This window comes from Nitrosomonas sp. JL21, from assembly GCF_009833095.1.
Classification (GTDB): Bacteria; Pseudomonadota; Gammaproteobacteria; order Burkholderiales; family Nitrosomonadaceae; genus Nitrosomonas.
In genome coordinates this window covers 80,984-93,405 of sequence record NZ_QRCB01000024.1, presented here as the reverse complement: position 1 = coordinate 93,405, position 12,422 = coordinate 80,984, and the positions used below count along the sequence as shown (strand labels likewise).

Annotated in this window: 9 protein-coding genes; 4 read left to right on the top strand and 5 right to left on the bottom strand. The window is 50.0% G+C overall.

The features are described 5' to 3' along the window. The first annotated feature begins 11 nt into the window (after nucleotides 1–11). A complete protein-coding gene (locus ABF87_RS08695; protein ID WP_160828736.1) occupies nucleotides 12–2,933 on the top strand; it encodes an EAL domain-containing protein in 2,922 nt (973 codons plus the stop codon). Here the strand turns inward: ABF87_RS08695 and ABF87_RS08690 are convergent, their stop codons facing one another. The 4 genes from ABF87_RS08690 to ABF87_RS08675 are packed head-to-tail and all read right to left on the bottom strand — an operon-like array spanning nucleotide 2,934 to nucleotide 7,153. Beyond that, entirely contained in the window at nucleotides 2,934–4,133 is a 1,200-nt protein-coding gene (locus ABF87_RS08690) for an ABC transporter permease (RefSeq protein WP_160828735.1), read from the bottom strand. Further along, nucleotides 4,130–5,332 (bottom strand): ABC transporter permease, encoded by a 1,203-nt coding sequence (locus ABF87_RS08685; protein WP_160828734.1) that lies wholly within the window; start codon nucleotides 5,330–5,332, stop codon nucleotides 4,130–4,132. Before ABF87_RS08685 ends, ABF87_RS08690 begins: the two co-directional genes overlap by 4 nt. After that, on the bottom strand, nucleotides 5,319–6,002 hold the full coding sequence (locus ABF87_RS08680) for an ABC transporter ATP-binding protein (RefSeq protein ID WP_160828733.1): 684 nt from the start codon (nucleotides 6,000–6,002) through the stop codon (nucleotides 5,319–5,321). The genes ABF87_RS08685 and ABF87_RS08680 overlap by 14 nt, the downstream gene beginning before the upstream one ends. Before the next feature lie 2 nt (nucleotides 6,003–6,004). Beyond that, nucleotides 6,005–7,153 (bottom strand): efflux RND transporter periplasmic adaptor subunit, encoded by a 1,149-nt coding sequence (locus ABF87_RS08675; RefSeq protein WP_160828769.1) that lies wholly within the window; start codon nucleotides 7,151–7,153, stop codon nucleotides 6,005–6,007. A 134-nt stretch (nucleotides 7,154–7,287) separates the two neighbouring features. On the opposite strand from ABF87_RS08675, the gene ABF87_RS08670 reads away from it, so the two are divergent. Both ABF87_RS08670 and ABF87_RS08665 read left to right on the top strand, forming a co-directional pair. Next, complete coding sequence (locus ABF87_RS08670; protein WP_160828732.1) at nucleotides 7,288–8,922, top strand: DNA mismatch repair protein MutS; 1,635 nt, start codon at nucleotides 7,288–7,290, stop codon at nucleotides 8,920–8,922. Between the two features lie 112 nt (nucleotides 8,923–9,034). Next, nucleotides 9,035–9,520, top strand: a complete 486-nt coding sequence (locus ABF87_RS08665; RefSeq protein ID WP_275689459.1) for a DUF4184 family protein — start codon at nucleotides 9,035–9,037, stop codon at nucleotides 9,518–9,520. A gap of 168 nt (nucleotides 9,521–9,688) precedes the next feature. On the opposite strand, the gene ABF87_RS08660 is transcribed toward ABF87_RS08665, so the two are convergent. After that, entirely contained in the window at nucleotides 9,689–10,906 is a 1,218-nt protein-coding gene (locus tag ABF87_RS08660; protein WP_160828730.1) for a hypothetical protein, read from the bottom strand. A gap of 336 nt (nucleotides 10,907–11,242) precedes the next feature. Here ABF87_RS08660 and sucC point away from each other — a divergent pair, with 336 nt between their 5' ends. Then, on the top strand, nucleotides 11,243–12,406 hold the full coding sequence (gene sucC, locus ABF87_RS08655; protein ID WP_160828729.1) for an ADP-forming succinate--CoA ligase subunit beta: 1,164 nt from the start codon (nucleotides 11,243–11,245) through the stop codon (nucleotides 12,404–12,406). The last annotated feature ends 16 nt before the right edge of the window (nucleotides 12,407–12,422 follow it).

Genomic DNA, 12,422 nt, shown 5'->3' with positions numbered 1-12,422 from the left:
CGGAATGTCTTATGGATAAAAGTTCTGAGTATCAATTAGAAAAAATCCCCATTGCTCCCTTTCCCAGGAAGCGATTCCGGAGTTTGCGTTGGAAAATTTCACTCAGCAGCAGCTTGTTGTTGCTTGCCCTGGTAGTAATATTTTGTTTCATCAGCTATTTAAGCTTGATGGCCAATTTCGATAGCCAACGTGATACCGATTACCGGCGCTATTCCAGAGAAATTGATAATTTAATCAACAATACTTCACAGAATCTGTACCAGCTTGCAGAAATTATTCCATTTCTCGATGGTATGAAAAAGGCGCTTCTGGTCAACGATGGAGAAAGCATCGATAAAGCTTTTGATCAGCACTGGGCGTTGTTGCAATTGCATAATGGCATTGAATTCATTTATTTTTATAACCAATCCAACGATTTGAATGCAAGCTGGGATAATCTCGGCTCGACGTTCTACGAGCAGAATATGTTGCTCGATTGGGTAAGCCAGGTTAATCGATCCGAACGGCCAATCAGTCCGTTATTGTGCAGAGAAAGCTGTTTGCAGCTCATCGTAGCGCCGCTTTTAGTGGAAGGACGTAAAGTAGGCGCCGTCGTGCTGGGAATTTCTCTTGCGGATGTTTTGCTGGCATTCAAGCGAATATTTGGGGCTGACATTGGTTTGCTCGTCAAAAAAAGAAAAAATGCAACGCAACTCGAAGATGCAGATATTCCGCCGTGGGAAGTGCAAATTTCTGCATTGACTACACGAGAAAAGAATTTTGCGATGCTCAGCAATGTCTCTCAGTTTTATTCAGATCTTGCGGTTCTGAATGATGGGATTCAGTTTTTCTGGAATCATCACTATCAGCAAGTCAAGCTATTGCCTTTAAATTCGGTGGAGCCGGATAACGCGCACTTGATCGTCATTACCGATGTGACCGCTGCCGTGAAAAATATCCATGATTCTATTTGGAAAATTGCATTAATAGGCATATTCGGTTTGATTATTTCCGAAGTATTGCTGCTGCTGATCTTTACACGCTTATTGTCGCGCTTGCGGGATGTCGCGATTGCACTGCCGTTACTGGCCAATGGCCAGTTTGAAAATTTCCGTCTGTCGTTGGCTTCATCAGGCCGTGCACATCGAGATAGCGATGAAATCGATACGCTCGCTGAGGCTGCGGTGGCGCTATCGCTGCAATTGGAAAAGCTGGAGCTCAAAGTATCCACCCGAACCAAAATGTTGATTGAGCAACGGGACGAATTGAGCCGGGAGAGGGATTTTGTCAAAAACTTATTGGATACCGCACAAGCGATTGTGCTGACACAAAATCATGAAGGTAAGATTATTTCAGTGAATGCCTATGGAGAGATGTTGACACGATATTCCGAAAAGGATCTGCAGGGTAAATCCTTTCTGAGCATTCTCATTCCGGAATATGATTCACAGGATTCAAAAGAGCGCTTCAAGGAAATTCATACCGGTCATAAAATGCAATTACGTCATGAGGCGATTACGCATTGCAAGGATGGATCAACGCGTCATGTCGCTTGGTTGCACTCGCACTTGAGCTGGAATTCGGAGGAAGATCCCTCCATACTATCCGTGGGATTGGATGTCACGGAATATAAACGGGTAGAAGGTCATTTGGCGTGGCTGGCGGATCATGACCCATTAACTAATATGTTCAATCGGCGCCGTTTCAGTGAAGAACTAGAGCAAGTACTGAGTCGCGCGGAGCGCTACCGGCATCCTGGAGCGCTGTTGTTCTTCGATTTGGATCGCTTCAAGTACATCAACGATACCAGCGGGCATCAAGCAGGCGATGCATTACTTAAAATTGTTGCAACGATGCTCGATGAAACCATTCGTGCCGATGATATCACCGGCCGTCTCGGTGGCGATGAGTTTGCGATCATTTTGCCGGAAATCAATGCCGATGGCGCCATCGAAGTGGCTAAGAAAGTCCTGAATCAATTGGATCAGGCTGCGCATCTCACGATCAATAACCGCACCCATAAAATTTCTGCCAGTATCGGTATCGCGTTATTCCCCGAACACGGTTCAAATATTCAGGATTTGCTGGCGGCGGCTGATCTTGCCATGTACCAGGCGAAAGCCATAGGACGCAATACCTGGTATTTATTTTCCGATAATGATCGGAATCGTGAGCGTATCCATACTTTGGTGTATTGGAAAGAGAAGATTGAATATGCTCATTTGCATGATAATTTCATGCTGTATCTCCAACCCATCATGAACGTGAAAAGCAAGGAAATCACTCATTACGAAGTGCTGCTTCGCATGAGGGACACGGATGGCGCGATACGTTCACCCGCAGATTTCATTCTTGCCGCCGAACATACGGGCTTGATTCATGCCATTGATCATATGGTGCTGCGGAAATCGATTGCCCATGCCGCCAAGATTATTGAGAGCGGCAATCCGGTCAATTTCTCTATCAATTTATCCGCGCATGCGTTCAATGACCCGCAATTACTCCCCATTCTCAAGGAACAATTGATGACGTATCAAATCGATCCGGAAAATCTAATGTTCGAAATCACGGAAACGGCGGCATTGGAAGATTTACCCGGTGCACGAGCTTTAATGAAGGAAATCAAGGAACTAGGGTGCGGATTTGTACTGGACGATTTTGGTGTCGGTTTCTCATCCTTCTATTACCTGAGAGAACTGCCCGTGGACGTCGTTAAAATCGATGGTTCCTTCATACGAACCCTATCAGCGGGGAGCGACGACGTGATTCTGGTCAATGCGCTTTGTAGCGTGGCCCGCGGCTTCGGCAAAAAAATCACGGCAGAATTCGTCGAAAGCGCGGAAATTTTGTCGTTGATCGAAAAGATGGATATCGATTATGCGCAGGGGTATTACATTGGCAAGCCCGGACCCATCAGTGATTTTTTGTTGGAGTCGGAGAAAACAGAAGCTTGATTATTCCGTTCGCAATGCGTCCACCGGATTCAACTGTGCGGCGCGCATTGCCGGAATGACGCCGGCGGCAAGCCCAATCAGCATCGATAAACATAACGCACCTACTACATAGTCCCATGGCACATTCACGGGCAATCCGGAAATCAGCAGCTTCAGTAATCCTGCTATGCCGGAACCTGCGGCCAGACCGACCAATCCGCCAGCAGTAGAGAGCGCGATGGATTCCACCAAGAAGAGCACCCGAATCCGTGTCCGCGTTGCACCTAATGCAGTCAGCAAACCGATCTCGGAAACTCGTTCTGAAACGGCGATATGCATCAATGTGATCATGCCGATCGCACCAACCAATAACGAGATGCCTCCCAGCGCAGCGACAGCAAATTTCAGTACATTCAGTACTGTGGATAAGGTGCTGAGCATTTGTTTCTGGGGTGTGATGGTAAAATCCTCACGACCGTGCCGGGCCACTAAAATGCGGTGAATATCGTCGACCACGGCATCAATGGGTGCCTCCGGAAAATAAGATACATTGATTTCCATGACGCCCTGACGATTGAAAACTTCCAGAGCGCGTGTCGTAGGCATGAATACCGTATCATCCAGATCAAAACCGAGCACCTGACCTTTCGACGCCATGACGCCGATGACGCGAAAGCGCGATCCGCCGACCTGCAGCAGAGCACCGAGAGGATTGGCATCGCCGAACAGTTCAGTGCGTACCTTTGCGCCAAGAACGACATAGGCGCGCGGATTACGGGGATCGTCATGCGGAAGAAACTGACCGATGGCCACTTGCATGTTGAAGGTGCGAGAAAAATCCGCTCCCTGACCATAGGCTGTTACCCGCCTGCTACGTCCGTTCGCACGAATCTCGGCATTTCCGACGACGCTGGCATTGGTATATTGTGCATAACGGCTCTGCTTGAGCGCCATGGCATCTTCAATGGTCAACAATCGCGCACTGCCGATGGCACCGAGAGAACCACCATGCGTATTAATTTTCCCGGGTGAAATGGTAATAATGTTCGTGCCGAATTGCGTGAATTCCGATAGCACAAAACGTTGTACCCCATCTCCGATCGCGGTGAGCAGAATCACCGCTGCGATGCCTACTGCGATCGCCGATATCGATAAAATCGTGCGCAATCGATGTGCAGTCAACGATCGAAATGCAAATCGTAGGGTATCCGCCAGATTCATTTCTTACTCAATGCTTGGACGGCATTTAATCGCGCCGCCTTGGCCGCAGGAAATAGGCTTGCCAGGATTCCGGTGATCAGCGCTACGCCGACACCGGCAAATGAAGCCCAGCCTGGCGCCCAGGCCGGTAATTGCGGATAGGCCAGGCGCAATAGCAAGCTGCCGAATTGTCCCAACAAGAATCCCAGCAGGGCGCCAACCAACGATAACCACAATGCTTCGGCAAAGAAAAGTTTGCGAATATCCATGGAGGTAGCGCCGATAGCCTTGAGTAGGCCGATTTCGGCCGTGCGTTGAGTAACTGCGACCAGCATCACATTCATGACCAGAATACCCGCGACAATCAGGCTGATTGCAGCAATGCCCGCAACCGCCAAGGTCAGCGCATGTAGAATCCGGTCAAAGGTGGAAAGCACCGCGTCTTGCGTGATCACGGTGGTGTCGTTTTCGCCCTCATGACTTTGCCGCAAGGTTTCGAGAATCGCCTGTTTGGTCGGTTCGATATCGCTATGGCTATTGGCTTCGATCAGAATGCGAAAGAGCGAAGTGGTATTGAACAACGCCTGAGCATAATCGATCGGAATGATGACAATCTCATCGGTGTTGAAGCCCATTGATTCGCCTTGTGATGCGAGAACTCCCGATACTAGAAATCGATTGCCACCCAATCGAACCCGCTGACCGATCGCTTGGCTATGCGGAAAAAACTCACGAGCGATTTTCGCGCCCAGCACAATATGTGCAGCGCGTTCTGTGCCATGAGCGAGAAAGCTTCCCTGCGCCAGCTTCATGTGGCGGATCGGGATCAGGTGGGCCGTGCTCCCCAATACCGTCACTTCGCGCAACCGGTTGGCGGCTGACAACTCGGCAGCGCCGACATTCAAGGGCGCATAGCGCCGAACTTGCGGCAACCGGCCGATGAGTTGCGCATCCTTCAGTGTCAGATCGCGTGGTGTTTGACCCAATACCGCACCCAAAAAAGACCCTGAGGTTTCGGCTCGGCCGGGCAGAACGACCAGTAGATTGGTACCTATCGATGAAAATTGATTGATCACGTAATTTCTTGCGCCATTTCCCAGTGCCGTCAGCATCACGACAGCAGCGACGCCGAGCGCCATTGCAAGAATGATCAGCAGTGAGCGCATCCGGTAGCTGATGACCGTCTTGAGCGAAGTTTGCAGCGTGTCAGTGAGCGTCATTGCTGTGATCCGTTAAAATCCTTCCGTCGCGCATGCCAATCTGGCGATGTGCGCGGGCGCCCAGTTCGCGATCATGGGTGACGACGATGAGTGTGGTGCCGCCATGATGCAAATTTTCCAGCAGCGCCATGACTTCAGCTCCAATTTGATGATCCAGATTACCGGTCGGTTCATCGGCCAGAATGACGCTGGGTTGCATGATCGTGGCGCGAGCTATGGCCACGCGTTGGCGCTGGCCGCCGGAAAGTTCAGCCGGCCGGTGATGCGCGCGCGCCGACAATTCGAATGCTTGTAACGCATTGTTGACGCGACTCTGTCGCTGTGCAACAGGAACACCGCTCAGTATCAGTGGCAGCTCGATATTTTCCGCAGCGGTCAGGCGTGGAATCAAATGGAATGATTGAAAAACAAAGCCGATTTTTTCTCTGCGAATCTGTGCCTGTTCAATGTCAGACCAATCGGTGATCAATCGGCCGTCGAGCTCGTAGGTACCACTATCGGGTTTGTCGAGCAGACCGATAATATTGAGCAATGTCGATTTTCCTGAACCGGATGGACCCATGATGGATACATATTCGCCGGATGGTATGTACAGATCGACGTCGTTGAGCGCATACACTGCCTGATCACCCATGTGAAATGTGCGGGTTATCGATGTCAGGCGAATCATGATTAGTTCGCTTTGGGCTGCACGACTGTGCCGGGTTTGAGAATGTCCTGGTCAAATGAAATCAATACGCGATCACTTTTTCCCAAGCCCGTGCGGATTTCTGTGAAGCTCCAGTTGCTGAGGCCGGTCTCGATCGATTGTTCGGATAAACGGTTCTTATCATCAACCATCCATACCATTTTGTTTTGCCGGACAGCCTGCGTTGGAATCCGTAGGACATTTTCCTTACGTTCAAGAATCACTTCAACGTCGGCGCTATAACCGACCAATAAAGCATCAGCCGGAATGGTTGAAAAATCCACTTCGATGTCGACGGTACGGGCCTGTTTTTCAATTTCAGTGACATACGGCGCAATGCGGCGGATTTTTCCAGGGAAAATCCTGTCTGGCATGGCATCCAAGGTGATACGCGCGTTCTGACCGACCTTGATTTTTGGCGCGTCGACTTCATCCATCGGTGCGGTAACGTAGAGGCAGGCATCATCGATCAAATCAATGGTTGGCGGTGTCGGAATGCCCGGGGGGGAAGGGGTGGTGAATTCGCCTAACTCGCCGCTGATATGAGCCACCACGCCTGAGAAAGGCGCAACGATGATGGTTCGGTCAAGTCCTGCCTGTGCCACGCGGACTTGCGCTTCGGCCCGTTGTATATCCGTGATGGCTGCATCGCAACTCGCGTGCCGTGAACGCGCATTGGCGTTGGCGTCATCCGCCCGCTGCGAACTGACGAACCCTTTTTCGACCAATTGTTGCGTGCGAATTGCTTCACGTCGTGCATTCTCGGCCAGTATGCAGGTTTCCCGGCGACGCTCCTGCGCAGTCAGCAACTGGCGTTGCGCCAGCTCACGTTGGGCTCTCAAATCCTCGTTCCAGAGTTCCAGCAAAGTCTGTCCTTTCTGCACACGGTCGCCTTCCTTGATCCAGATTTTAGCGATTTGTCCGCCCGAAGCCGGCGCGAGATTGGAGCGCTGGCACGATTTGACGGTGCCCGCACGGGTATTGACGACTGTCGCTTCGACATCGCCGATTTCGATCGTCGCAACATCGACGGGTACCGGCTGAGGGCGGGTGAAATACCAACTGAATAAGGCTATCAGGCTTATCAATAGGACGATAGTAATCCATCGCAGAAATTTTTTGTTCGGTATCATCATTAACAATACGGTGCCGGTGTGTGGTAGAACGGCATTGTGTTGTGTTTCATGGTAAATGTGCGTATTTTACACGTTCATTTCATACTTTAATGGCCTTGCTGAACCACGATAACTTTGATGAGACACTCCGCATGACGACTATTTGGCGCGATAAATACCTCTTATCTGACTCCGATCAACCGACCACCATGGAGGATTTTCGACCTACTGAAACGGATCATGCAGCACTCGATCCCAAGACATTTACAGCGATAGAGACTGAGGCGCTGTTTCATGCGGTTGATTTCGCTACGACCGATATTGGGCGTTTGGCACTGTACCGGTCATTGGCGCGCCCTGAATGGGATGCGGAGAAATTGCAGCAAAAACAGCAAGCGTTACGCGAGATTGAATCTAATCCGCACCTGTATGAAGCGCTCGACACTTATATCAGAAAAATTGCGCCGGGCGAGAAGTCATTGAAATATCTGCTGTATGGTGAATTCAGCGGCGGACTGGCAACCGATGAACCGAGCAGCCGTACCGATAAGCTGGAATTTGGCGGTTATGGCTACCGGCAATTTCAGGACGGTACGCAGTTTGTCGTCGATTTGGTTGAAAAGGCGGATGATGTGACTCAACCGCAATCGGGTTATTTGCAAACCCTGCTGGATGCGATTCGCGGGTTGGGTCAATCGCGCATCTATGAATTGATGAAAGGCCCAGTGTATTCCTCGGGCGGCAAATTTAAAACCAAGCGGGAGAAACCTCGGCTGCACCTATATTCACGTTTTCATCCATCGTTGTTCAAGATCATGCCTGCCGCGATATTCTTTGCGGCCGGCTATGGAATGCTGTTCTTCTTTGAGAACTTCATGCCGCAATTCAATGCGTCCTATATCGGTTACGGTATTCTGGCGCTGACCGTGCCGGTGTTTCCGATCATATTGCTGGCGATGGGAGTATCCGACCGGGATTCGATCATTTATCCGTTACGCAGGCTATTCCGGGAAAGCCCTGAATTGGCGAAAGCGATCGAAGCGCTGGGATTGATCGATGAACTGCTGTCGTTTCACCGTTATGGAGAATCGATACATGGCGATAAAACGCTGCCTGCGGTCCTTGATGAGAAACAGCATCGTCTCCTCATTCATCAGGCGAGAAATCCGCTTCTGATCAAGCATATTCCCGATTATGTGCCCAATGACATCGAGCTTGATCAATCCGGTCGGGTATTGATCATCACGGGGCCGAATAGCGGCGGTAAAACCGCGTATTGCAAAACGATTGCACAGATTCAATTATTAGGCCAAATTGGCTGTTATATCCCTGCCAAACATGGCCAATTGGCGCCGGCGGAACATATTTATTATCAAGTGCCCGATCCCGGGCAGCTCAGCGCCGCGATGGGGCGTTTCGGCCATGAACTGCAACGCACGAGGGAGATATTCTTCAATTCGACGCCGCGCAGTTTGGTCGTGCTCGATGAATTATCCGAAGGCACGACATTTGAGGAAAAAATGACTATTTCGGAATACATACTCAAGGGATTCCATAAACTGGGCGCAAGCACTTTGCTCGTCACTCACAACCATGAACTCTGCGAGCGCTTGCAAAGCGATGGGATTGGCCGTTATTTGCAAGTCGAATTTCTGTCCCAGGCGCCAACGCATCGTTTGATTCCCGGAATCTCGACAGTGAGCCATGCCGATCGTGTCGCCAGCGCAATCGGATTCAGTCAGCAGGATGTGGAAGCGCATCTGGAAAAGCAAGGTGAGATCTCGTGAGGTATGAGAATGAACTGGTTTGAGTCACCATGGTTTTAGATCGGTTTACACAGAGGTACATGGGATTGCCTCTTAGCCCTGCACAGTAAATAATCAATACCGTCTTCGTTACATGCCTTTCACTCCTTTTCATTTTGGGCCCGGAATTGCAATGTATGCAATGGCACCCAAGCGGATGAGCTTGTTGGCTTTTTGTGCCGCGAATGTGCTTATCGACGTGGAGCCTTTATATTTCATGCTGACGGAGCAATATCCCTTGCATCGCTTTTTCCATACCTATATTGGCGCATCGCTCGTGGTGTTGTTAATTCTTGGATTATTTATTAGTGTGCGGAAGTTATCTCGAATTACATACCTTCCGAACATACTGGGCTGGAAGCAACTTGAGGTAATGCAAATATTTGTCGGCGCTACGTTGGGTGCTTATTCGCATATCGCGCTTGATAGTCTGATGCATGGCGACATTCAGCCATTTGCACCGTTCAGCGAAACCAATCCTTTACTGGGTATCGTATCACTCGATGCATTGCATGGATCGTGTGTGATTTCTGGCATTGCGGGAATCATCATTGTCGTTTTTCGCTGGAATGCACGATGAGAGAAGATTTCTAAATTCTTTATCTTGGCGCAAGTATTCCTGATGACGCTGTATGTGTTCTAAAGAATCCATTCAGAATCAAATCAATAAAAAAGTACGCTTGACGAACCGGCAAGCATGCTTTTTATCCGGGATTGCAACTGATGCAGACCGATAGTTTCCGATTAATTAAGTCCGTGGCGGCACTTTTATCCATCCACCCGAGCATTGTTTGACTTGCGGATAATAGCCTTCTGGGTTGCGGCAATAATACCAATAGGTGTTTTTGGGTGCCGGGGCTGGACGGGGCGCCGCATTTTGCTGAATGTACGTCGGTGAAGCAGGTGCCAGCAGTGTGGGCGAGGACATTACCGGAGCACTGACAACGCCAACAGGATATCCGCCGTAAAAATAATTGCTACCAAAACGGCGATAAGGACCAAAGGTGTAATTATTGTAGAAACCGGCGCCTCCCCAACCTGAACCCCAGCCCCATCCGGTACCCCAACCGGTGCTCCAGCCCCAACCTGGGCCCCAACCCCAACCAGGTCCCCAGCCCCAACCCCAACTTGGGCCGAAACCCCAGCCTAATCCCAATCCGACGCCCAGTCCCAAGCCGAATCCATCGAAGTGGTGATGATGCCCGTGGTGGTGATGTCCGTCATGAATGTGATTGCCGGTCAACGAATCGGTCTGCACATTATTTTGAATATTGACATTCTGGTTTGATGTGCCGTCCTGCGCCACTCCACCGGCCTGGACGGCTTGGTCTGTTGGAGCAGTTGTGTCATTTGCAGTGGCAGAATCAGCGGAAGCGTTTGTATTTTGCTCCGTAGCATTGTCTTGTTGATCAGCAACATTATCTTGAATGGCCGGATTGGTTTCGGCAGATGTTTCGCTTGCAGCCGAACCATCTGCTTGACTTGGTTCCGGGCTTACTTCTTTATGCTGTGCAGACTCAGCTCCGGGATCAATAGCCTGATCTGTCTGCGGATCATGGGCTTGACTGGTATCCGTTGCTGGATTGACATCATCCGAAAAATCGATTGACTCCTGTTGATTAGGGCTGTCGGCACCGAATGCGTCATTTTGATTGAAATCTCCTTGATCAAAATCGCCTTGTTCAAAACCTCCATTGAAATCGTTGCTTTGTTCGAATTGGTCAGACGCGTCATAACCTCCGTCAAAACCGCCACCTTCATAGCCACCACCGTCGAAGCTTCCATCGAAGCCGCCGCCGTCGAACCCTCCGCCATCAAATCCTCCATCGAAGCCCCCACCGTCGAATCCGCCACCGTCAAATCCCCCACCATCGCCACCGCCATCGCCTCCCTCAGCGCTGATTGGACTAGTTGCAAATACTCCACACATCGCTAATGCCATGCATGTCAATTGGAATCTGTTCATCTCATCTCCGGCTCAATCTGTGTCACAGTATTACTCATGATATCGGCAAAAATCTGAATGAATACTGAATAAAGCAAATGTATTCAGTATCCAGAATTTCCTTATAAGACCTGTAATATCGGCAGTTGGTGCAATGAGATTTTGTTAAATTTGCCGCTAAATTCATGCTCAATAATGGCGAGTGAAGGAAAATGTGCACAATATAATGGAGCTGCGCATTAAAAGGAACCATTGAGAAGTTTGATAAATTGCGAATGAATATCGAATGAAATGAAATGGATCGATTACGTTATACTGCGATACTGAATGTCGACATATCTATCTGGAGACCCACAGATGAAAATTCACGAGTATCAAGCAAAGGAAATCTTGCAGAAATATGGTGTGCTTACTCCTAAAGGCATCGCCTGTTTTACTGTGGATGATGCAGTGAGCGCGGCTAAGCAGTTAGGCGGGAAGATTTGGGTAGTCAAAGCGCAGATTTACGCAGGCGGGCGCGGCAAAGGAGGGGGCGTAAAAATAGCCCGATCCCTCGATGAGGTACGGCTACGTGCGAATGAAATTTTGAATATGCGCTTGATTACGCATCAAACCGGTCCGGAAGGACAAATCGTCCATCGGCTGTTCATCGAGCAAGGCGTGCAGATCGTCAAGGAATACTATGTCGGCCTGGTAGTGGATCGCAGCCGTCAGCGCGTCTGCTTGATGGCAAGTTCTGCGGGTGGCATGGATATCGAAAAAGTCGCGGCTGAAACCCCGGAAAAAATTCATAAAGTATTCATCGACCCGATTGCTGGTCTCAGCCAGCAACAAGCCGAAGATATACTCCAGAAAATCGATATTCCGGCGCCGGCGTGGCCTCAGGCTACTGCGCTGCTGCAAGATTTATACCGTGCATTCGATGATACCGACGCGTCGCTGCTGGAAATCAACCCGTTGACCTTGACGACGGATCAGCGCGTGATTGCTCTCGATGCCAAAATGAATTTTGATGATAACGCATTGTTTCGCCATTCCGAGATTGCCGCCTTGCGCGATCTGGATGAGGAAGATCCGGTAGAAGTCGAAGCTTCGAAACATGAGCTTTCCTATATACCTCTCGATGGCAACATTGGGTGTTTGGTGAACGGCGCTGGTTTGGCGATGGCAACGATGGATATCATTAAGCTGTATGGCGGCAACCCTGCCAATTTTCTCGATGTGGGCGGTGGCGCTACAGCGGAGAAAGTGACCGAAGCGTTTAAATTGATGCTCTGCAACCCTAAATTGCAAGCGATTCTGGTCAATATTTTCGGTGGTATCATGAAATGCGATGTCATCGCCCAAGGGGTCGTGGTAGCAGCGCGGGATGTGCAGTTGACCGTGCCGCTGGTGGTGCGCCTGGAAGGCACGAACGTGGATCTGGGGAAAAGAATACTTGCAGAATCTGGGTTGCCGATCATTTCGGCGGACAATATGGCCGACGCGGCTCAAAAAGCCGTCATTGCTGCAAACGCTTAATCACATTCATTGGAGG